We start from the raw sequence: 19949 nt of genomic DNA on the forward strand, positions 1-19949 counted from the left end.
ACGGCTGAATAGTTCCGCGCATGGTGAACGACCGGTGAAGGCGCTTCTTGATCCGCGTCAAGGCGCGGCGGCGGCCGGGCGCGCTATCGATGCCCCTTCTGCCGACGAAAGGACCGGCCGATGGGACTGCTTCGCAGGGCCGACAGGCACAGCCGCCTGATGGGCGAGATGATGCGCCGGACGGGAGTCGACCTGTCGCGGGAGAGCGGGCTCGTGCTCGGGCGCGACCTCCGGGCGGCGACCGCCGCCTGCATGGGCTGCGACGCCGAACAGGCATGCGCGCACTGGCTGGCGGAGGCGCAGGACGGCGCCGAGCCGCCGGACTTCTGCCGGAACGTCGACATCTTCCGCAGGCTGAGCGGCCGGGACTGAACCTCGAGGGTGGGGATCGCACCGGCCCTCGACCGGCGAGCGGGAACAATGTCGCCGCGGCGCGCTTCCTTCGTCGAAAGGACGCCCCCCGTGAACCTGCGCAAGCTCTCCGCGCTCATTCCCGTCGTCATGCTGCCGCTCGGGCTCTGGCTTGGCCACCGGGCACTCGAGGGCCGCGGTCTCGAAGAGATAACGGCTGCCGTGCTCGGCATTCCCGCGCTGAGCCTCGCTCTCGCCTTTGCCTGCACGGCCGGCAGCTATTTCTGCCTGACCTGGTTCGACGCGATCGGCGTCCGCTATGCCGGCCGCACGCTGCCGTATCCGAAGGTGGCGCTCACCTCCTTCGTCTCTCTCGCGATAGGGCACAATGTCGGCGTCGCCGCCCTCAGCAGCGGCACGATGCGCTACCGCTTCTATTCGCGTTACGGTCTCTCCGGCGCCGACGTGGCGAAGATCGTCCTGTCCTGCGCGATCACCGTCGCACTCGGCCTCGGCGTGCTCTCCGGCATCGTGCTCATCGCCGCGCCCGATCTCGGCGAGGACGTGACCGGGCTCTCGCCGCTCGTCATGCGGAGCCTCGGCGCCACGGCCCTTCTGCTTGCCGCGCTCTACGTGCTCGCCTGCGCGAAGGTCCGCCGGCGCATCTGCATCCGCGGCCATTCCTTCCACCTGCCGAAGGCGTGGCTTGCGCTCGCCCAGGTCGGCATCGGCACCCTCAACTTCACCTTCGTCGCCTCGGCGCTCTACTTCCTCCTCGCCGGCGCCGCCCCCTTCTTCAAGGCGGTCGCCGCCTACGTGCTCGGCAACGTCTCCGCGCTCCTGGCGCACGTCCCCGGCGGCCTCGGCGTGCTCGAATACGTGATAAAGCTCGTGGTGGGGAACGGCGACGTCGTCGGCGCGCTGATCGCGTTCCGCATCGTCTATTTCCTCGTGCCGCTCCTGATCGGCGGTACCCTGCTCGCCATCGTGGAGCTCTCGGGATGGGGCGCGAAGGGGGAACGAAGCGAACGGAACCTGCAGGCGGCGCCATCGGCGTGAAGCGCGTCTATCTTCCGCCCGATCCCTCGGACGGCCGGCGCATCCTCGTCGACCGGCTGTGGCCCCGGGGCCTCGCGAAGGCCGAGGCGGCGATCGACGAATGGGCGAAGGAGATCGCCCCGAGCCATGAGCTTCGCCGGGCCTTTCACGGCCATTCGGAGCGATGGGAGGAATTCCGGGTGCGCTATCGCGACGAGCTGAAGGACCGGGGTGACGAGCTGGACGCGCTCCTCGCCTCCGCCGGCAGCGAGCGGCTCACCCTGCTCTTCGCCGCCCGCGACGAAGAGCGGAACAACGCCGTGGCGCTGAAGGCCATCCTCGAGGCGCGCCTCGCGGCACGGGACTGACCGGCGGCGTCACCACCAGGCTTCCGGCGCGAAACTGCCGGCGGAATCCTCGATCACCTGCGCCGCGCGGAAGAGCGTCGCCTCGTCGAACGGCCGGCCGATCAGCTGCAGCCCGAGCGGCAGGCCGGCCGCGTCGAGCCCGGCGGGTACCGCGATCCCCGGCAGGCCGGCCATGTTCACCGTCACCGTGAAGATGTCGTTCAGGTACATCTCGACCGGGTCGCCGCCCGCCTTCTCGCCGATGCCGAACGCCGCCGACGGCGTCGCCGGGGTGAGGATCGCGTCGATGCCGGCCTCGAACACCGTCTCGAAGTCGCGCTTGATGAGGGTCCTCACCTTCTGCGCGCGCAGGTAATAGGCGTCGTAATAGCCGGCCGACAGCACGTAGGTGCCGATCAGCACGCGCCGCTTCACCTCGCGGCCGAAGCCTTCCGCCCGCGTCTTTTCGTACATGTCGATGATGTCGTCGCCCGGCACGCGCAGGCCGTACCGGACGCCGTCATAGCGGGCGAGGTTCGAGGAGGCCTCCGCCGGCGCCACGATGTAGTAGGCCGGCAGGGCGTACTTCGTGTGCGGCAGCGAGATCTCCACGATCTGCGCGCCCGCGGCGCGGTACCAGTCGATGCCGTCCTGCCAGAGCTTCTCGATCTCCGCCGGCATGCCGTCGATGCGGTACTCCTTCGGTATCCCGATCTTCAGGCCGCGGACGCTCTCGCCGACCGCCAGCTCGTAATCCGGCACCTCGACGTCGGCCGAGGTCGTGTCCTTCGGGTCGACGGAGGCCATGCTCTTCAGGAGGATCGCGGCGTCGCGCACGGTCCGGGCGATCGGCCCGGCCTGGTCGAGCGACGAGGCGAAGGCGACGATGCCCCAGCGCGAGCAGCGGCCATAGGTCGGCTTGATGCCGACGGTGCCGGTCAACGCCGCCGGCTGGCGGATCGAGCCGCCGGTGTCGGTCGCCGTCGCGCCGGCGCAGAGACGGCCCGCCACGGCGGCCGCCGAGCCGCCGGAGGAGCCGCCCGGAACGAGGCGCACGTCGTTTGCGCCGCCGGCAGCCGCCTTTCGGCGCCACGGATTGACGACCGGCCCGTAATGGCTCGTCTCGTTGGACGAGCCCATCGCGAACTCGTCCATGTTGAGCTTGCCGAGCATGACGGCGCCGTCGCGCCAGAGGTTGGCGGTCACGGTCGATTCGTAAGGCGGCTCGAAGCCGTCCAGGATGTGGCTCGCCGCCTGGCTGTGGACGCCGCGGGTGCAGTACAGGTCCTTGATGCCGAGCGGCACGCCTTCGAGCGGGCGCGCCTCGTCGCGCGCGATCCGCCGCTGCGCTTCCGCCGCCATGTCGCGGGCGCGCTCGTGGGTAACGGCGACATAGGCGTTGAGCGCCTCGTTGGAGCGGTCGATCGCGCCGAGATAGGATTCGGTCAGCTCGGCCGCCGAGAATTCCTTCTTGCGCAGCCCCTCGCGGATGGCGGCGATGGTGAGGGCGGTGAGATCGCTCATGCGGCCTGTTCGTGCTGGCTGAGGGGCTTTTCGTAGAAGACGGACCATTCCGAATCCGGGTAGTCGAGCACCGGCCCGCAGCGCGTGAAGCCGGCCCGCTCGTAGACGCGCCACGCGGCCGGGTGGCGGTCGCCGGTCTCGAGGACCAGGCGCGTCAGGCCCTCGCGCCGGGCGAGCGCCTCGATGCCGGCGAGGATCGCCCCGCCGATGCCGCGTCCCTGCCAGTGCGGTCGGGTATACATGCGCTTGACCTCGCCGATGCCGTCCGAATGCCGGCGAAGCGCGCCGCAGGCGACCGCCTGCCCGCCGTCCCGCGCGACGAACACGGTCGTTTCCGCGTCCGCCATCTCCTCCACGCTCATGTGGAAGCAGAACTCCGGCGGGGTGAGCGCGAGGAGCGCGTCGTTGAGCTCGCCGACGAGCAGGCGCACCTCGTCCTGCAGCGGGCTTTCGACGGCGACGGCGATCGCCACGGCCTACTCCACGACCTTGGGCACGAGGAAATAGTTCTCCTCGGTGAGCGGCGCGTTGGCGACGACCGCGTCCGCGATGCCGCCGTCGTCCACCACGTCCTCGCGCCGCTTCACCGTCATCGGAATGACGGACGTCATCGGCTCCACGCCCTCCACGTCCACCTCGTTCAGCTGCTCGACGAAGCCGAGGATGGCGTTGAGTTCGTCCTGCAGGGCCGCAGCCTCGTCGTCCGTGACGCGGATGCGGGCGAGATGCGCGACGCGCTTAACGGTGGCGAGATCGACGGACATGGGAGTTCCCGCGGGTGCCGGTGGGCTCGGATCGCCCGGCTATAGACCGCGGCGGCCGGCGAGACAATTGCGGGCCGCCCTACACCTCGAACGGGGTCAGACGCTCCGGCACGATCACGCGCGAGGCGTGGTCGCCCATCTCGGCGAGGAAGCGGTCCGCGCTCTGGTCGAGCATCGGGAAGGTGGCGTAGTGCGCCGGGACGACGTGCCGGAAGTTGAAGAAGCGCCGGCAGGCCATCGCCGCCGTCCGCGCCCCCATCGTGAAGCGGTCGCCGATCGGCACGATGCCGATTTCCGGGCGGTGGATCTCCTCGATGAGCGCCATGTCGCCGAAGATCTCCGTGTCGCCCATGTGATAGAGCGTCGGCTGGCCCGGCGCCTTCACGATGAGGCCCATCGGGTTTCCGAGATAGATCGGCCGCCCGTCCTTGATCGTCGAGGACGAATGGAGGGCGTTCACGAAGGAGACCGTGAACGGCCCGCAATCGACGGTGCCGCCGTGATTGCCCGGGTTGACCTTCTCCGCCCCCTGCGCCGCCAGGAACATGCAGACCTCGAACGAGCTCACCAGCTGCGCGCCCGTCGCGCCGCAGATCGACGCCGCGTCGCCGATGTGGTCGTCGTGGCCGTGCGTCAGGAGCACGTGCGTGCAGCCGCGTGAGGCGTCGCTCAGGTCGCCCTCGAAGGTCGGGTTCCCCGACAGGAACGGGTCGATCAGGATGACCGCCTCGCCGAACTCGACGCGGAATGCGGAATGGCCGAACCAGGTGATCTTCATGCTGCTCTCCGTGCGCTCGGTGGTCAGGATCGTCAGGCGGCGATCGCCCGGTCGTGGACGGCGCGCAGGAAGGCGTGCCGCACATCGGGCGCGGGCCGGCCGCGCGGCTCCCAGACATGCCGTTCCAGGAAATGCCCGGTCAAGGCGAATGCGGCGGCAAGGTCGGCGCCGTCGAAGGCCGGCGCCGCGCCGGCGCTCGTCAGGAACGCCGGCAGCGGCAGGAGCCGCGCGGCGTAAGGCTCGGCCGCCGCGCGGCAGACCGCCCTGCCCGTCCGGGGCGAGACATAGGCGAGATCCTCGGCGGCCCCGGTCAACGCGCAGCTGTCGAGGTCGAGGCCGAAGCCGAGCTCGTCGAGGAGAAGCACCTCGAAGCGGGCGAGGAGCGCGCCGGCGACGATCGGGTCGTCGAGATGGTCGACGAGAATCTCCAGCACGTCGTAGAGCCGCGGATGCGGGTCGCGCTCTGGCAGGAGCCGCAGGTGCTCGGCCAGGAGCTGCAGCCCGAACGTGGCGACGCTCGATGCCATGATGGCGGCCGCGCGCTCCAGCACCGGCTCCGCCCGGAACGTGCCGAGATGCTCGTCGAGACGGGCGCGCCAGGTGACGACGAGCGTGTTGCCGGGCTGCAGGACGGGGCGCATCGCCTTCGAGCGGCCGCCGCGCACCATGCCGAGATGGCGCCCGCGCTCGCGCGTCATCACCTCGAGGATGACGGAGCCCTCGCCGTGCCTGCGGGTGCCGACGGCAATGGCTTCCTCGCTCCACTGCATCGCCGGCCCCTAGCGCGGGAACTCGAGGCCCATCTCGCGATAGCGCTCGGGATCGTCGGACCAGTTCTCCCGCACCTTGACGAACAGGAACAGGTGGACGGGCTTGCCGACCATCTCCGCGAGGTCGTGGCGGGCCGCCATCGAGATCGCCTTGATGGTCTGGCCGCCCTTGCCGAGCACGATCTTGCGCTGGCTGTCGCGGGCCACGTAGATGACCTGGTCGATGCGCACGCCCTTCGGCGTCTCGGTCCATTTCTCCGTCTCGACCGTGGACTCGTAGGGGAGCTCCTCGTGGAGCCGCATCATCAGCTTCTCGCGCGTCACCTCGGCGGCGAGCGCGCGCAGCGGAAGATCCGACATCTGGTCCTCCGGGTAGAGCCACGGGCCCGCCGGCATGACGGCGGCGAAGTAGTTCATCAAGTCGGCGACGCCGTCGCCGGTCAGCGCCGAGACCATGAAGGTGCGGTCGAACGCGACCGCCTCGTTCGCCTCGGCCGCGAGCGCCAGCAGCCGGTCGCGCTTCACCACGTCGATCTTGTTGAGGATGAGGACCTTCGGGCGGTTGGCGGGGAAATCGCTGCCGAGCCTCCCGACGATGTCCCGCACCTCATCCGTCAGCCCCTTCCGCGCGTCGATGAGGAGCGCGACGACGTCGGCGTCGGCGGCACCGCCCCAGGCGGTGGTGACCATGGCGCGGTCGAGCCGGCGCCGCGGCGCGAAGATGCCGGGCGTGTCGACGAAGATGATCTGGGCGGCATCGTGGATCGTGATGCCGCGGACGAGCGCCCGCGTCGTCTGCACCTTGTGCGTGACGATCGAGACCTTGGAGCCGACGAGCGCGTTGAGGAGCGTGGACTTGCCGGCATTGGGCGCGCCGATGAGCGCGACGAAGCCGGCGCGCGTCGCGGGCACCCCGGCATCCTCTTCCTTCACGCCGGCTTCCATACGCCCTCCCTGCGGAGCACGCCGGCGGCGGCCTCGTGCTCGGCCTCGCGCTTGGAGGGGCCGCTGCCGCTGCCGCCCTCAGTGCCGCCGATCTTCACCTCGACCTCGAACTTCGGCGCGTGATCCGGCCCGGAGCGCTGGACCTCCTCGTAGACCGGCGTCTCGAAGCCGTGCCGGTGCGCCCATTCCTGGAGCTCGGTCTTGGCGTCGCGGAGCGGGCCGCGCATCGTCTCCAGCCGGTCGCGCCAGAACCGCTCGACGAGCGGCCGGGCAGCCTCGTAGCCGCCGTCGCGATAGACCGCGCCGATCACCGCTTCGCAGACGTCGGCGAGCACGCCGTTCGTCGCGCGGCTGGCGCTGCGGATGCTGCCCCCGATGCGCAGGTGGGACGGCAGGCCCATGTCCTTGGCGACCTTCGCGCAGGTTTCGCCGCTCACCAGACGGGCGAGACGGCGCGACAGCTCCCCCTCCGGCGCCTCCGGATAATGTTCGTCCAGCATGTCCGCGATGACAAGCCCCAGCACCCGGTCGCCGAGGAATTCCAGCCGCTGGTAGGTGTCCAGCTGCTCCGATGCGTTGGCGATCGCGCTCGCATGGGTGAGCGCCCGCACCAGCAGGCCCTCGTCGCGAAAGCGGTGGCCGAGTCGCTCCTCGAGCCCCGACAGGCCCGCGTCGCGCCTCATAGGAGATCGAAGAACCGGCCGACCCTCAGCGTCTCCGGCCACTGCCAGACCGCCCAGGGCCGGGCGTCCTCGTCGACGGAGAAGAAGATGATCTCGGCGCGCCCGACGAGGTTCTCCTCCGGCACGTAGCCGACGAACTGGAGGAACCGGCTGTCGGTAGAGTTGTCGCGGTTGTCGCCCATCATGAAGTAATGGCCGGGCGGCACTTCGTAGACCTCGGTGTTGTCCTTCTCGCCCGTCTCCGTCATGTCGAGCGTCAGGTAGCTCACCCCGTTCGGCATCGTCTCGCGGTACTGGCGGATGCGCACCGTCTGCCCGAACGGCGTCTGCCCGATGTAATCGTCGACGCGCTCGCGCTTCACCGCCTCGCCGTTGATGAAGAGGACGCCGTCCTTCACCTGGATCTTGTCGCCCGGCAGCCCGACCACGCGCTTGATGTAATCGGTGCTCGGATCGCGCGGCAGGCGGAACACGGCCACGTCGCCGCGCTCCGGTGCGGAGCCCAGAACGCGTCCTTTGACGAACGGCAGGTCGATCGGGAAGGAATAGCGGCTGTAGCCGTAGCTGAACTTCGACACGAACAGATAGTCGCCGACGAGCAGCGTCGGCATCATCGACCCGGACGGGATGTTGAACGGGTGGTAGAGGAAGGTCCGGAACACGAGCGCGATCAGCAGCGCCTGGATGATGACCTTGATGGTCTCGCCGATCCCGCCGTGCTCCTTCGGCTTCGTACCGGCGCTGCGTTCAGCCACGCTCATGGCTCCGTCCTGCTCGATGGGTGTGTTCGGTGTAGCGGCCATGGCCGGCCGCCGCAATGCGCGTCTTGGACCGGATCATTGCGGCGGGACGGCGGCTTTCGGCAGCGCCTCGATGATCACGAAAGCCTGCGCGAGCGGCCACTCGTCGGTGATCGTGAGATGGATCACCGGGTCGCAGCCGGCCGGCATGAGCGCCGCGAGCCGTTCGGCCGCACCGCCGGCGAGCCGCATGGTGGGCTTTCCCGACGGGAGGTTCACCACCCCCATGTCGCGCCAGAACACGCCGTCGCGCAGGCCCGTCCCGAGCGCCTTGGCGCAGGCCTCCTTCGCCGCGAAGCGCTTGGCGTAGGATGCCGCGCGCGCCCGGCGGCGATCCGACTTGCGCTGCTCGACATCGGTGAAGACGCGCTGGACGAAGCGCTCGCCGAAGCGCTCCAGCGTCTTCTCGACGCGGCGGATGTCGATAAGGTCGCTGCCGATCCCGACGATCACTTCGCCGCCTCCGCGCTGCCGAGCGGCCGGGCCTCGTCCATGAGGGCGCGCATGCGCCGCACGCTCGCCTCGAGCCCGACGAAGATCGCCTCGCCGACGAGGAAGTGGCCGATGTTGAGCTCCGCGATCTCCGGCAGCGCGGCAACGGGCTTCACCGTGGCATAGCCGAGGCCGTGGCCGGCATGCACTTCGAGCCCGAGCGCGGCGCCGTGTCGCGCCGCCTGCGCCAGGCGGGCGAGTTCGCCCTCGCCGCCCGTCGCCTCTTCCGCCATCTCGCAATAGCGCCCGGTATGCAGTTCGACCACCGGGGCGCCGAGCGCCTTCGCCGCCTCGAGCTGGACCGCGTCGGGCTCGACGAACAGCGAAACGCGGATGCCGGCGTCTACCAGCCGGCCGACGAAGGGCTCGAGGTGGCGCCGGGCGCCGGCGGCGTCGAGGCCGCCTTCGGTCGTGCGCTCCTCGCGCCGCTCCGGCACGATGCAGGCGGCGTGCGGGCGGTGCCTCAGCGCGATGCCGAGCATTTCGTCGGTGGCGGCCATCTCCAGGTTGAGCGGCAGGCCGATCTCGGCCAGGAGCCGCTCGATGTCGCGGTCGGTGATGTGCCGCCGGTCCTCGCGCAGATGCGCCGTGATCCCGTCCGCGCCGGCGCGCTCCGCCTTGATCGCGGCGCGGACCGGGTCCGGGTGCCGGCCGCCGCGCGCGTTCCGCACGGTGGCGACATGGTCGATGTTAACGCCGAGGCGCAGGGGCCGAGCTGCCATAGGTGAGACTTTCTGGAGAGGACGGGTCGGGCTCCGACGCGGCCGGCACTTCGGAACCGTCGGGCCTGCATGCGGCGAAGCGGGCGCGGCGCGCGCTCTGGTAGGTCGAGACCGCGTTGTAGACCAGGAAATAGACGATAGCGCCCGCGACCATTCCGAGCGGTATGGCCCCCAGCGTCATCGGCTTTATCAGCGGCCAGAGCTGGTCGAACGACTTGTGCAGGAGATCGTGCGCGAGCCGCTCCGGCGGCGGCTCGGCCTCGCCGTGCATCATCATGTGGCCGACCTTGTAGGTCGCCATCCAGATGAAGGGGAACGTGAGCGGATTGCCGACCGCCGTCCCGATCGCGCCCGCGATGAGGTTGCCCCTGAGCGGCCACGCGATCAGGAAGGTGAGGATGAAGTGCAGCCCGATGAACGGGGTGAACGAGACGAATGCGCCGACCGCGCAGCCCATCGCCACCGCGTAGGGGCGCGCCGAGACGCGCAGCACGCGCTTCGTGAAGTAGCGGGTCGAGCGCCGCCAGCTCACGCGCGGCCAGAGCCACACGCGGCAGCGCTCCGCGAGGCTCGCCTTGCTACGCCGCCTGAAGAGCATCCGAACGCCCCGCGCAGCGCATCACGCCGTGTTCCTCGCAAGCATGACGAGCGCCATCAGCCGTTCACCCGGGAGACGCTGCTCACGACCCGCTTTGCCCGCAAGTCGTTTATGATCCGGTTGAGGTGCTTCAGGTTCCAGACCTCCAGGTCGATCTCCATTTCGGTGAAGTCGCGGCCGCGCTCCACCATGCGCAGATTGTCGATGTTGCCGTCCGACGCGCCGACCACGTCCGCGATCATCGCCAGCGACCCCGGTTCGTTCAGCGCGCTCACCCGGATCCGGGCGGGGAACCGCTCGGAGGAATCCTCCGCAATGTCCCACCGGACGTCGACCCAGCGCTCCGGCTCGTCGTCGAATCGGCCGAGCTGCGGCGATTGTATCGGATAGATGGTGATTCCTTCGCCCGGCATCATGATGCCGACGATCCGGTCGCCCGGAACCGCTCCGCCCTCGGGGGCGAAGCGGACGGGCACGTCCTTGTCGAGGCCGCGGATCGGCAGCGCGCGCGTCTTCTTCCCGTTCACCGCGGGTTCGGGCGGCAGGCGGAACTTCAGCCCGGTCCGGCCCGCCGCCGTCCAGCCCTCCTCCGAGGCGGCGAGGATGGGGTGGACGCGATCCTCGCGATAATCCGGAAAGAGCGCCCTGAGCACGGCTTCCGGCTTGAGGTCGCCGCGGCCGACGGCGGCGAGCGCATCCTCCACGTCGGTGTAGCCGACCCGGTGCAGGCCGTTCTTGAACGCCGCGTCGGCGTAGGCCTTCCCCGCCCGCTCGAAGGCGCGCTCCAGGGTGTGCCGTCCGAGGCCGGCATACTGGCGTCGGACATGCGCGCGCGTGGCGCGGCGGATCGCTGCGCGCGCCTTGCCGGTGACGACGATCGAGCCCCAGGCCGGCGGCGGACGCTGCGCTTCGGAGCGGATGATCTCCACCTCGTCGCCGTTCTGCAGCGCCTGGACCAGCGGCGCGAGCTGCCCGTTCACCTTCGCGCCGACGCAGGTGTCGCCGACCTCGGTGTGGACGGCATAGGCGAAGTCGATGGGCGTGGCGCCGCGCGGCAGCGCGATCAGCCGGCCCTTCGGGGTGAAGCAGAAGACCTGGTCCTGAAAGAGCTCGAGCTTGGTGTGCTCCAGGAACTCCTCGGGCGCGTCGCCGTGGGCGATCTGGTCGACGGTCTGGCGGAGCCAGGCATAGGCGCGGCTCTCGGCGGCGAGGCGGTCGCGGTCGGCCGCGATGCCGTCCTTGTAGAGCGGGTGCGCGGCGATGCCGAATTCGGCGATCCGGTCCATCTCGTGCGTGCGGATCTGCAATTCGACGCGCTGCTGCTTCGGCCCGATGATGGTGGTGTGGAGCGAGCGGTACTCGTTCTGCTTCGGCGTCGAGATGTAGTCCTTGAACCGGCCGGGCACCATCGGCCAGGCCGTGTGCACCACGCCGAGTGCGCGGTAGCAGTCCTCGAGGTTCTCCACGAGCACGCGGAAGCCGAAGATGTCCGACAGCTGCTCGAAGCCGACCGACTTCCGCTGCATCTTCGCGAAGATGGAGTATGGCCGCTTCTGGCGCCCCTTGATGATCGCCTCGATCCCGCTCTTGGCGAGCCGCTCCCGAAGGCCGGTGCTGATCGTGTCGACCATCCCGCCGGTGCGCTCCAGCAGCGCCTGCAGCTTGTTCGAGATGGTGGCGTAGGCGTCCGGGTTGAGGATTCGGAAGGCGAGATCCTCGAGTTCGTCGCGGACCGCCTGCATGCCCATGCGCCCGGCGAGCGGCGCATAGATCTCCATCGTCTCCTCGGCGATCCTGGCCCGCTTGTCCTCGCTGACGTACTGGATCGTCCGCATGTTGTGCAGGCGGTCGGCGAGCTTCACGAGGAGCACGCGGATGTCGTCCGACACCGCGAGCAGGAGCTTGCGGAGGTTCTCGGCCTGCTGGGCCTCGCGGGAGACGAGGTCGAGCCGGTCGATCTTGGTGAGGCCCTGGACGAGGTTGGCGATCTGCGGGCCGAAGAGGTTCGAGATCTCCTCCTTGGTGGCGCTCGTGTCCTCGATCGTGTCGTGCAGCAGCGCCACCGCGACCGAGGCGTCGTCGAGATGCATGTCCGTTATGATCGCCGCCACTTCGAGCGGGTGCGAGAAGTAGGGATCGCCGGAGGCGCGCCGCTGTGTGCCGTGCTTCTGCATGGCGTAGACGTAGGCGCGGTTCAGCAGGTCCTCGTCGACCTGCGGGTTATAGGCCGCGACCCGCTCCACCAGTTCGTATTGGCGCATCATCGCCGGCAGTTCCGTCGCGTCGAGCCGCTGAAAACACCATCAATATAGAAGCCCGGCCGCCGCCGCGCCTGCATTCGCCGCAAAAAGAAAGGGCGCAGCCCGGCTGCGCCCCACCGGCTCCGGGCCGGACCGTCAGTCCTCGCGCCGCTCGGGCGGGTCGAGGCTTTCCAGGCCGCGCAGCAGCTCCTCCTCCGACATGCGGTCGAAGGTGACGTCGCTGTCCTCGATCGGGCTGTCGGCCTCGAGCGCCGAGGGGATCGCCTCGGGCTCGTCGACCTCGACGTACTTCTGCAGCGAATGGATCAGGTCCTCGGCCAGATCCTCCGGCGAGACCGTCGTGTCGGCGATCTCGCGCAGCGCCACGACCGGGTTCTTGTCGTTGTCGCGATCGACGGTGAGCGGCGATCCGTTCGAGATCATGCGGGCGCGGTGGGCTGCGAGCAGGACGAGTTCGAAGCGATTGTCGACCTTGTCGACGCAATCCTCCACGGTGACGCGCGCCATGGATGGGCCTCCTATGTCGGGAATTGCCCGCTTGTGTAGAGAGTCCGGCCGCCCGATTCAAGGTTCCTGTGCACGAAGCCGCGCGACGGCTTGACCTAAGCCGGCAAACGCTTATCGACGACGCCTTTCAGCGGGCCCGCGCCCGGCCATTTCATTCGAGCCATTTGGAGACCGCCGTGTTCGACCCCCGCGAGAAGATCGCCGTCTTCATCGACGGCGCCAACCTTTACGCCAGCTCCCGCTCGCTCGGCTTCGACATCGATTACCGACGCCTGCTCGCCGACTTCCGCGCCAAGGGCTACCTGGTCCGCGCGAGCTACTACACCGCGCTCGCCGAGGACCAGGAATACTCCTCCATCCGGCCGCTCATCGACTGGCTCGACTACAACGGCTACCGCATCGTCACGAAGCCGCTCAAGGAGTTCACCGACGCGCAGGGCCGGCGCAAGGTGAAGGGCAACATGGATCTCGAGCTCGCCGTCGACGCGATGGAGCTCGCGGAGCACGTCGACCACATCGTCCTCTTTTCCGGCGACGGCGACTTCCGCTGCCTGGTGGAAGCCCTGCAGCGCAAGGGCAAGAAGGTCACCGTCGCCTCGACCATGCGGACGCAGCCGCCGATGATCTCGGACGACCTGCGCCGCCAGGCGGACCACTTCCTCGAGCTCTCGACGCTTGCGGAGACGGTTGGGCGCGATCCGGCCCAGCGCCCGGCCCGGCAGCAGCGCGACTACGCGCCGCCGCAGGGCGACGCCTACGAGGAAGACGACGAGTACGAGGACCTGTGAGCACGGCTCCCGGCCCGGCCGAGCCGCCGCGCGACTGCCCGCTCTGCCCGCGCCTCGTCGCCTTCCGGGAGGAATGGCGCGCCCGCGAGCCGCTCTGGCACAACGCGCCGGTGCCGACCTTCGGGCCGGCGGCGGCACGGCTCCTCGTCGTGGGCCTCGCGCCCGGGCTGCGCGGCGCCAACCGCACCGGCCGCCCCTTCACCGGCGATTATGCCGGCGAGCTGCTCTACCGGACGCTCATCGCGCATAGTTTCGCCGCCGGCCGCTTCGAGGCCCGCATCGACGACGGCCTGACGCTCGTCGACGCCGCGGTGACGAACGCGGTGCGCTGCGTGCCGCCCGCCAACAAGCCCCTGCCGACGGAGATCGGCACCTGCCGGCTCTATCTGCAAGGCACCCTCGCCGCGCACCCCCATGTGCGGGCGATGCTGGTCCTCGGCCGGATCGCGCATGAGAGCGTCGCGCGGGCATTCGGGCTGCGCCTGAAGGACGTGCCTTTCGCCCACGGCGCCGTCCACGCCACGCCGGGCGGCTTGCGGATCTACGACAGCTATCACTGCTCCCGCCTCAACACGAACACCGGCGTGCTGACGCCCGCGATGTTCGACGCCGTCGTCGCCCGCATCAGAGCCGACCTGCGGGACGCCTAACCCTTCTCGCGCAGCAGCCGGCCCTTCTCGCGCGCCCAGTCGCGCTGCTTCTCCGTCTCACGCTTGTCGTGCACCTTCTTGCCCTTGGCGAGCGCGATCTCGACCTTCGCGCGGCCGCGGTCGTTGAAGTAGAGCCTGAGCGGCACGATCGTCATGCCCTCGCGGTTGACCGCGCCCAGCAGCCGGTTGATCTGCCGCTTGTGGAGCAGCAGCTTTCGCGCCCGCCGCGGCTCGTGGTTGAAGAAGCTCGCCTGCTGGTACTCCGGGATATAGGAGTTGATCAGCCAGACCTCGCCGCCTTCCGGGCTCACGTAGGATTCGGCGATGTTGGCCTTGCTCTGGCGCAGGCTCTTCACCTCCGTGCCGGCGAGCTGGATCCCGGCCTCGAAGGTCTCGCCGATCTCGTAGTTGAAGCGTGCCCTCCGGTTGTCCGCTACGATCGCCCGTTGCTCGCTCGCTTTCTTCGCCATCGCCTCAGTTCAGCAGGCCGGCATGGCGGAGAGCGGCGTCGACTTCCGTGCGGGTCTCCTTGGACACGGTCATGATCGGGCAGCGCACCTCCTCGCTCATGTGGCCGAGGACCGACAGGGCGTACTTCGTCGGCGCCGGACTCGGCTCCAGGAAGAGCGCGCGGTGGAGCGGCATCAGCCGGTCCTGGTATTCGAGCGCGGTCGCGAAGTCCTTCGCCGCGCAGGCCTCCTGGAACTCGGCGCAGAGCCGCGGCGCGACGTTCGCTGTCACCGAGATGCAGCCGTGGCCGCCATGCGCCATGAAGCCGAGCGCGGTCGCGTCCTCGCCCGAGAGCTGCACGAAGTCCGGGCCCATCGCGTGGCGCTGCAGGCTCGGCCGGGCGAGGTTCGCCGTCGCGTCCTTCACGCCGATGATGTTCTCGCAATCCTCGAAGAGGCGCTTCATCGTCTCGACGCTCATGTCGACGACCGAGCGCGGCGGGATGTTGTAGATGACGAGCGGGATCGTGATCGCGTCCGCCACCGCCTTGAAATGGGCGTAGAGGCCCTGCTGGCTCGGCTTGTTGTAATAGGGCGTCACGACGAGGACCGCGTCCGCGCCCGCGCGCTCGGCGTGCTCCGCGAGCTCGATCGCCTCGCGCGTGTTGTTGGAGCCCGCCCCGGCGATCACCGGCACGCGCTTGTTCGCGACCTCGATGCAGACCTCCACCACGCGGCGGTGCTCGTCGTGCGACAGCGTCGGCGATTCGCCCGTCGTGCCGACCGGAACGAGGCCGTTGCTGCCCTCGCTGACCTGCCAGTCAACGAAGGCCCGGAACGCGGCTTCGTCGAACTCCCCGTCGCGCATGGGCGTCACGAGCGCCGGTATCGACCCCCTGAACATCGTTTCCTCGAATGTTTGGTTCGAATTCGGCGCGGGACGATAGAGAGGCGGCCGTGCCAGGGCAAGCGCAGTTCCGCCGATGCGATTTTCGTGCCATCTTGCAGACACAAGTTCATGGTGCTTTGCCCTGATGGTGGAAGGGGTTGCCTCAGTGCGACGGCGCGGTTCCGCGCTCGCCGCAGCGTTCCTCGTGCTTGGCGTGGGGAGCGCTGCGCTCGTCATGGCGCCGGTTCTGGCGTCGTCTCATTCCGAAGCCGCCCCGGCGGTGAAGAAGGCGGGCGCGAAGGCCCCGACCCAGAAGCCGAAGAGCGCTTCGGCGTCCAGGGCCGCGAAGCCGGCCGGCAAGCCTGCTCAGAGCGCCTCCGCCGCGCCGCGCGCGACCGCTCTGCCGCGCCCGCGCCCCGGCGCGGTCGGGCTGGCGGCCCTCAGCGCCGCTGCAGCCGACGCCGCTGTTGCGCCGGCGCCGGTGATTGCCCGCAACGCGGCGCCGAGCGCCCCCTATTACGGCTTCGAGCCCGACCTGCGGCTGAAGGCGGCCCTCGATGCCGTCAGCGCCGACGACTATCCCCGTGCGCTCCGGCTCGCTTCGGCGCTGCCCAGCGAGTTCGACCGCAGGCTGGTCACCTGGTGGGTGGCGCGGGCGCCGAATTCCGGCCTTTCCGCACGCGAGATCCGTGCCCTCGTCGACGGCCATGCCGATTGGCCCGACGCCGCTCGCATGGCCCAGCGCGCCGAGGAAGCGCTGTTCCGCTCCAGTCCCTCGCGCGGCGAGATTCTCGCCTTCTTCGCCGAGGCGCCGCCCGTGACGACGGGCGCGAAGCTCGCCTATGCCGGCGCGCTGCAGGCGCACGGCGAGGGGGCGAAGGCGGAGGCCATCGTCCGGGAGCTCTGGCGCGACAAGAAGGTCACGCGGACCGTCGCCGCAAAGATCGCGGTCAACTTCCCGGATTACCTCACCCGCGCCGATCATCTCGGCCGATTCCGCCAGCTCGTGCTCGCCGGGCGCACCCAGGACGCGATCGACCAGGCGCAGCGGCTCGGGGCCGGCTACGACCAGTTCGCGCGCGCGGTGACGGCCGTCCTCGACCGCCGCGACGAGGGACCCACGCTCCTCAAGGGCGTCTCGAGCCGGTTCCTGCAGGACCCGCTCTACAGCTTCGCCCAGATCAGGCTGCTCAGGCGGGCAGACAAGCCGCTCGCGGCCGCGCAGATCATGCTGGCGGTCGACGGCGACGAGGCGCATCTCGGCGACGGCGACCGCTGGTGGGACGAACGGCGCGACCTTTCGCGCCAGCTGCTCGACCGCAACATGCCGGAGCTCGCCTACGAGGTGGTCGCCGGCCATCATGCCGAATCCGCCCGCGACCGCGCCGAGGCCGAGTTCCATGCCGGCTGGTATGCGCTCCGCTTCCTCGACCGTCCGCGCGTGGCCGAGGCGCATTTCCGCAAGCTCTCCGAGATCGCCGGGATGGCGCGGACCTCGGCGCGCGCGGCCTATTGGCTCGCCCGCGCCTTTGAGGCGCAGGAGCGCCACCTCTCCGCCCGCCTCGCCTACGACAAGGCCGCCAATTACGGCGCCACCTTCTACGGTCAGCTCGCCCGCGAGAAGATGGGCCTGAAGACCACGGGCCTGGAGCGGATCAGCCGCCCCTCCGCGAGCGACCGGGTCGGCTTCGCCTCCAACGAGCTGGCGAAGGCGGTCCGCCGGCTCGCCGCCGCGGGCCACGCCGACCGCGCCGGCATCTTCCTCCGCGCGCTCGGCTCGACGCTGGATTCCCCCGGCCAGCTGTCCATGACGGCCACGCTCGCGCGCCGAATCGGCCAGCCGCACACCGCGATGGCCGCCGGTAAGCTCGCGGACAGCCGTGGCATTCCGGTGGCGGCGCTCGCGCCCTTTATCGGCGTGCCGGCGCAGGTGAAGGTGCCGAACAGCGTCGATCGGGCGCTCGTCTATGCCGTTGCGCGGCAGGAAAGCGCGTTCAACCCGACCGCGAGGAGCCATGTCGGCGCCCAGGGGCTGATGCAGCTGATGCCGGCGACGGCCGAGGCGACCGCGCGCTCGATCAACATGCCGTTCGCGCTGCACCGCCTGTCCGACCCGCACTACAACGCCACGCTCGGGGCGGAGCATCTCGGCGACCTCCTGGGCCGGCTGCGCAAGTCCTACATCCTCACCTTCGTGGGCTACAATGCCGGCCCCGGCCGCGCCATCCGATGGGTCGCGAATTACGGCGATCCGCGCGGCGGCACCGTCGATCCAGTGGACTGGATCGAGCGGATCCCGTTCGACGAGACCCGCGACTACGTCCAGAAGGTCATGGAGAACGTGCAGGTCTACCGTTCGCGCCTCGGCAAGCCGCTCTCGCTCACCGAGGACCTCATGCGCGGCGTGCCGGTCGGCGGCTGATCGTCGTCCGCGTCAGCCTGCCCCGCTCCCGCCATCGAACGGCGGGGCAAGGTCGCCGAGCGCTTCGAAGAGCGGCCCGAGGTGATGCGCATAGCGCCGCCAGCCCTCGCGCCGGCGGCCCGTGGATCGGCTCCCGCACCTGCGACCTAGCGCGCCGTCTGAGCCGCTACGAGCGGTGGAAGGCGAGGCACTCGGGATCCCATTCCATTCCAGTCCCGCCGCCGCAGCGAGCGCCCGGATGCCCGTCTCCCGATCCGACACGAGATCCTCGCAGCGGACGTCGACCATGTCGACCGGCAGGACCGTCCGCCAGTGCTCGATGAGCCGGTGGTATACCCGGCAAGAGCGGCCGAGCGTCGTGGGATCCACGCTGTGGATGTCGCAGTCATCGAGGAAGCGCGCGCGAGACGCCCACTGGTGAGGCTACCCGCCTTTCGCGGGCATGACGGCATATCGCCGAGGCGCCAGGCTGCGCGAGCGCGAGAGGGGCACGCCCCAGGTCTGCCCGATCTCCAGTGCCCCTGGCCTGCAGCAGCGGCTTCGGCCGCTCCGGCCCTTCGCGGCCCGGGGGGGGGCCTCGATCAGGTTGGCTGTCGCTCGCGCGTTCCCCGAACGCCGTCATCGCCAGGGGAGCCGCAGCGCGTGCCGCCGGGAGCATTGCGTGCGGCGTTCCCAACGCCTGGCGCCGCTGTCCCATGCGCCCCAAAAGAAAGAGCCCGGCGCAAGGCCGGGCTCCCTTGGATCGAACTGATCGGAGGATCAGAAGGTCCGCTGCACGCGGATCATGCCGCCCCAGATGTCCGCATCCGGCCCGACGCGCGGGTTGGTGCGGTTGTAGGCAACCTCGCCGCCGATGATCAGGCCGCGAACCGGACGCCACTCGATGTGACCGCCCACGCCCCAATCCTGGGAGTCGCCGGCGCGGCCGACGACTGCCGGCGCATCGGTGTCCGTGTAGGACGCGTCGATCGCGACGCCGATCGTCGAGGTGATGTCGGCGCTCAGGCCGGCGCGGATCGACCACACGTCGTAGAGGTCGAGGTTCGTGCCGGCTGCGTTGACGGCTGCGTCCGGCTGGCCGAGCGAGGAGGCATAGCCGGAAGCGCCACGGGCGTAGGTGCCCTGCGAGTCGAAGCTGATGCCCGTGCCCGGGACCTTCACGCTGAGGCCGGCGCCGACCGCCCAGCCGAGCTCGCTGCCGATGCCGGCAAAGGCTGAGCGGACGTTGTGCAGCGCGCCCATGACCTGGGCGGAGCCCCAGCCCTGGTCGATGCGGACGTTGGCGACCACGTCCGGGTAGCGCTGGCCGCCATTCCCGCCGAGGTTCGGCGCAAGAACGTCGATGATGCCGTTGTTCCGGCCACCCGACGCAGCGTCTTCGAACGACACGGTCGCCGACACGCCGTTACCGACGTTGAAGCTGTAGGCGAACAGCGTGAATTCGGTGGTCGGATCGTCGATGCCGACGCGGGTCGCGTAGAGGTTGGTGCCCCAGAAGTCGAACTGCGACGCCGTGTGACCGGCGGTGAAGGTGCCCATGTCGTTCGAGATCTGAACGAAGGCTTCCCACAGCCAGGCGCCGCTGGCGTTTGCCGGAGCAGTTGCGTAGTTCACGCCGTTCTGCGGGCCGACCGTCATGGCCATGTTCACGTAGGCGCGAACGAGACCGATGTCGCTCTGGGTACGGGCGTCCAACGTCACGTAGCCGCGGGCGCGGGTCGTGTAGTTGTTGAAGCCGTTCCGCGGCCCCTCGGTGTAGTGCGCTTCCACACGCACCCGGCCGCCGACCTTCAGGCAGGTCTCGGTTCCCGGGATGTAGTAGAAGCCGGTGCCGAAGGCATCGCAGACCCGAACGTAGTCGACCGGCTCGGCCGCAACGGGAAGGTCGGCGGCCTGTGCCCCGGTGACGACCATCAGAGTGGCCGCCGAGCCGAAGAGAAGGCTCTTAAGGTTCATTACTAGACCTCCAGTCCAAGTTGAATGGGAAGAGAGTTTCTCTCCTGGCCCCGAACAGCCGTCCGGTCGGAAAGTTTGGCCCCCTGCCCCTCTCTGTCCGCTGTGGAACAGTGGCCGCCGATCGGCTGCCTGAGGTGACACTATTCATCCCCGTGCCCGGAGCAACGCCTTCTTGGGACCGCCGCAGCCTTTGCAAATCCATGTTGCAGTTTTGC

The 19949-nt window shown here is 69.6% G+C and carries 23 protein-coding genes; 6 read left to right on the forward strand and 17 right to left on the reverse strand.

The window, feature by feature from the left end; all coding sequences use genetic code 11:
- Positions 1-120: 120 nt before the first annotated feature.
- The 3 genes from ACUN0C_RS11330 (at position 121) to ACUN0C_RS11340 (ending at position 1757) form a co-directional block, all read left to right on the forward strand.
- Positions 121-372: a DUF6455 family protein gene (locus ACUN0C_RS11330; RefSeq protein ID WP_445466460.1), complete on the forward strand. Its 252-nt coding sequence runs from the start codon at positions 121-123 to the stop codon at positions 370-372.
- A 90-nt stretch (positions 373-462) separates the two neighbouring features.
- Complete coding sequence (locus ACUN0C_RS11335; protein ID WP_445466461.1) at positions 463-1410, forward strand: UPF0104 family protein; 948 nt, start codon at positions 463-465, stop codon at positions 1408-1410.
- Positions 1407-1757: a DUF488 domain-containing protein gene (locus tag ACUN0C_RS11340; protein WP_445466462.1), complete on the forward strand. Its 351-nt coding sequence runs from the start codon at positions 1407-1409 to the stop codon at positions 1755-1757. Before ACUN0C_RS11335 ends, ACUN0C_RS11340 begins: the two co-directional genes overlap by 4 nt.
- A gap of 9 nt (positions 1758-1766) precedes the next feature.
- Here the strand turns inward: ACUN0C_RS11340 and gatA are convergent, their stop codons facing one another.
- From gatA to rpoZ, 13 genes are all read right to left on the reverse strand, one after another.
- Positions 1767-3260, reverse strand: coding sequence for an Asp-tRNA(Asn)/Glu-tRNA(Gln) amidotransferase subunit GatA (gene gatA, locus ACUN0C_RS11345; RefSeq protein WP_445466463.1), 1494 nt, complete (start codon positions 3258-3260; stop codon positions 1767-1769).
- Positions 3257-3733, reverse strand: coding sequence for a GNAT family N-acetyltransferase (locus tag ACUN0C_RS11350; RefSeq protein ID WP_445466464.1), 477 nt, complete (start codon positions 3731-3733; stop codon positions 3257-3259). The genes gatA and ACUN0C_RS11350 overlap by 4 nt, the downstream gene beginning before the upstream one ends.
- A 3-nt stretch (positions 3734-3736) precedes the next feature.
- Positions 3737-4024: an Asp-tRNA(Asn)/Glu-tRNA(Gln) amidotransferase subunit GatC gene (gene gatC, locus ACUN0C_RS11355; protein WP_445466465.1), complete on the reverse strand. Its 288-nt coding sequence runs from the start codon at positions 4022-4024 to the stop codon at positions 3737-3739.
- 79 nt (positions 4025-4103) lie between these two features.
- Positions 4104-4802: a metal-dependent hydrolase gene (locus ACUN0C_RS11360; RefSeq protein ID WP_445466466.1), complete on the reverse strand. Its 699-nt coding sequence runs from the start codon at positions 4800-4802 to the stop codon at positions 4104-4106.
- Between the two features lie 32 nt (positions 4803-4834).
- Positions 4835-5572, reverse strand: a complete 738-nt coding sequence (gene recO / locus ACUN0C_RS11365; RefSeq protein WP_445466467.1) for a DNA repair protein RecO — start codon at positions 5570-5572, stop codon at positions 4835-4837.
- Positions 5573-5581: 9 nt separating this feature from the next.
- Positions 5582-6517, reverse strand: coding sequence for a GTPase Era (era, locus tag ACUN0C_RS11370; protein ID WP_445466468.1), 936 nt, complete (start codon positions 6515-6517; stop codon positions 5582-5584).
- Positions 6502-7200, reverse strand: a complete 699-nt coding sequence (gene rnc, locus ACUN0C_RS11375) for a ribonuclease III (protein ID WP_445466469.1) — start codon at positions 7198-7200, stop codon at positions 6502-6504. The genes era and rnc overlap by 16 nt, the downstream gene beginning before the upstream one ends.
- Entirely contained in the window at positions 7197-7961 is a 765-nt protein-coding gene (gene lepB, locus ACUN0C_RS11380) for a signal peptidase I (RefSeq protein WP_445466470.1), read from the reverse strand. Before lepB ends, rnc begins: the two co-directional genes overlap by 4 nt.
- A 75-nt stretch (positions 7962-8036) precedes the next feature.
- The gene (gene acpS / locus ACUN0C_RS11385) at positions 8037-8453 is read right to left on the reverse strand and encodes a holo-ACP synthase (protein ID WP_445466471.1); all 417 of its coding nucleotides are present in this window, start codon (positions 8451-8453) and stop codon (positions 8037-8039) included.
- Complete coding sequence (locus tag ACUN0C_RS11390; RefSeq protein ID WP_445466472.1) at positions 8450-9214, reverse strand: pyridoxine 5'-phosphate synthase; 765 nt, start codon at positions 9212-9214, stop codon at positions 8450-8452. The genes acpS and ACUN0C_RS11390 overlap by 4 nt, the downstream gene beginning before the upstream one ends.
- Positions 9183-9812: a DUF2062 domain-containing protein gene (locus tag ACUN0C_RS11395; protein ID WP_445466473.1), complete on the reverse strand. Its 630-nt coding sequence runs from the start codon at positions 9810-9812 to the stop codon at positions 9183-9185. Before ACUN0C_RS11395 ends, ACUN0C_RS11390 begins: the two co-directional genes overlap by 32 nt.
- Positions 9813-9868: 56 nt before the next feature.
- Entirely contained in the window at positions 9869-12076 is a 2208-nt protein-coding gene (locus ACUN0C_RS11400) for a RelA/SpoT family protein (RefSeq protein ID WP_445466474.1), read from the reverse strand.
- 132 nt (positions 12077-12208) lie between these two features.
- On the reverse strand, positions 12209-12580 hold the full coding sequence (rpoZ, locus tag ACUN0C_RS11405) for a DNA-directed RNA polymerase subunit omega (protein ID WP_445466475.1): 372 nt from the start codon (positions 12578-12580) through the stop codon (positions 12209-12211).
- A 176-nt stretch (positions 12581-12756) separates the two neighbouring features.
- Between rpoZ and ACUN0C_RS11410 the strand changes: the two genes are divergently transcribed.
- Positions 12757-13368, forward strand: a complete 612-nt coding sequence (locus ACUN0C_RS11410; RefSeq protein ID WP_445466476.1) for a LabA-like NYN domain-containing protein — start codon at positions 12757-12759, stop codon at positions 13366-13368.
- Positions 13365-14018: a uracil-DNA glycosylase gene (locus ACUN0C_RS11415; RefSeq protein WP_445466477.1), complete on the forward strand. Its 654-nt coding sequence runs from the start codon at positions 13365-13367 to the stop codon at positions 14016-14018. Before ACUN0C_RS11410 ends, ACUN0C_RS11415 begins: the two co-directional genes overlap by 4 nt.
- Here ACUN0C_RS11415 and smpB read toward each other — a convergent pair.
- Both smpB and dapA read right to left on the reverse strand, forming a co-directional pair.
- A complete protein-coding gene (smpB, locus tag ACUN0C_RS11420) occupies positions 14015-14488 on the reverse strand; it encodes an SsrA-binding protein SmpB (RefSeq protein WP_445466478.1) in 474 nt (157 codons plus the stop codon). The genes ACUN0C_RS11415 and smpB overlap by 4 nt on opposite strands.
- Before the next feature lie 4 nt (positions 14489-14492).
- Positions 14493-15371: a 4-hydroxy-tetrahydrodipicolinate synthase gene (dapA, locus tag ACUN0C_RS11425; protein ID WP_445466479.1), complete on the reverse strand. Its 879-nt coding sequence runs from the start codon at positions 15369-15371 to the stop codon at positions 14493-14495.
- A 151-nt stretch (positions 15372-15522) separates the two neighbouring features.
- On the opposite strand from dapA, the gene ACUN0C_RS11430 reads away from it, so the two are divergent.
- Positions 15523-17778: a transglycosylase SLT domain-containing protein gene (locus tag ACUN0C_RS11430; protein ID WP_445466480.1), complete on the forward strand. Its 2256-nt coding sequence runs from the start codon at positions 15523-15525 to the stop codon at positions 17776-17778.
- Between the two features lie 12 nt (positions 17779-17790).
- Here the strand turns inward: ACUN0C_RS11430 and ACUN0C_RS11435 are convergent, their stop codons facing one another.
- Positions 17791-18147, reverse strand: coding sequence for a sulfotransferase (locus ACUN0C_RS11435; protein ID WP_445466481.1), 357 nt, complete (start codon positions 18145-18147; stop codon positions 17791-17793).
- A gap of 390 nt (positions 18148-18537) precedes the next feature.
- Positions 18538-19734, reverse strand: a complete 1197-nt coding sequence (locus tag ACUN0C_RS11440; RefSeq protein ID WP_445466482.1) for a porin — start codon at positions 19732-19734, stop codon at positions 18538-18540.
- Between the last annotated feature and the right edge of the window lie 215 nt (positions 19735-19949).

The organism is Faunimonas sp. B44 (assembly GCF_052655945.1).

Excerpts from the sequence above, each read along its gene's own strand:
- ACUN0C_RS11400 (WP_445466474.1), bottom strand. The coding sequence starts at position 12,076 with ATGATGCGCCAATACGAACTGGTGGAGCGGGTCGCGGCCTATAACCCG.
- ACUN0C_RS11440 (WP_445466482.1), bottom strand. The coding sequence starts at position 19,734 with ATGAACCTTAAGAGCCTTCTCTTCGGCTCGGCGGCCACTCTGATGGTC.
- gatC (WP_445466465.1), bottom strand. The coding sequence starts at position 4,024 with ATGTCCGTCGATCTCGCCACCGTTAAGCGCGTCGCGCATCTCGCCCGC.
- smpB (WP_445466478.1), bottom strand. The coding sequence starts at position 14,488 with ATGGCGAAGAAAGCGAGCGAGCAACGGGCGATCGTAGCGGACAACCGG.
- lepB (WP_445466470.1), bottom strand. The coding sequence starts at position 7,961 with ATGAGCGTGGCTGAACGCAGCGCCGGTACGAAGCCGAAGGAGCACGGC.
- ACUN0C_RS11395 (WP_445466473.1), bottom strand. The coding sequence starts at position 9,812 with ATGCTCTTCAGGCGGCGTAGCAAGGCGAGCCTCGCGGAGCGCTGCCGC.
- era (WP_445466468.1), bottom strand. The coding sequence starts at position 6,517 with ATGGAAGCCGGCGTGAAGGAAGAGGATGCCGGGGTGCCCGCGACGCGC.
- dapA (WP_445466479.1), bottom strand. The coding sequence starts at position 15,371 with ATGTTCAGGGGGTCGATACCGGCGCTCGTGACGCCCATGCGCGACGGG.
- ACUN0C_RS11390 (WP_445466472.1), bottom strand. The coding sequence starts at position 9,214 with ATGGCAGCTCGGCCCCTGCGCCTCGGCGTTAACATCGACCATGTCGCC.
- rnc (WP_445466469.1), bottom strand. The coding sequence starts at position 7,200 with ATGAGGCGCGACGCGGGCCTGTCGGGGCTCGAGGAGCGACTCGGCCAC.
- ACUN0C_RS11360 (WP_445466466.1), bottom strand. The coding sequence starts at position 4,802 with ATGAAGATCACCTGGTTCGGCCATTCCGCATTCCGCGTCGAGTTCGGC.
- gatA (WP_445466463.1), bottom strand. The coding sequence starts at position 3,260 with ATGAGCGATCTCACCGCCCTCACCATCGCCGCCATCCGCGAGGGGCTG.
- rpoZ (WP_445466475.1), bottom strand. The coding sequence starts at position 12,580 with ATGGCGCGCGTCACCGTGGAGGATTGCGTCGACAAGGTCGACAATCGC.
- recO (WP_445466467.1), bottom strand. The coding sequence starts at position 5,572 with ATGCAGTGGAGCGAGGAAGCCATTGCCGTCGGCACCCGCAGGCACGGC.
- ACUN0C_RS11330 (WP_445466460.1), top strand. The coding sequence starts at position 121 with ATGGGACTGCTTCGCAGGGCCGACAGGCACAGCCGCCTGATGGGCGAG.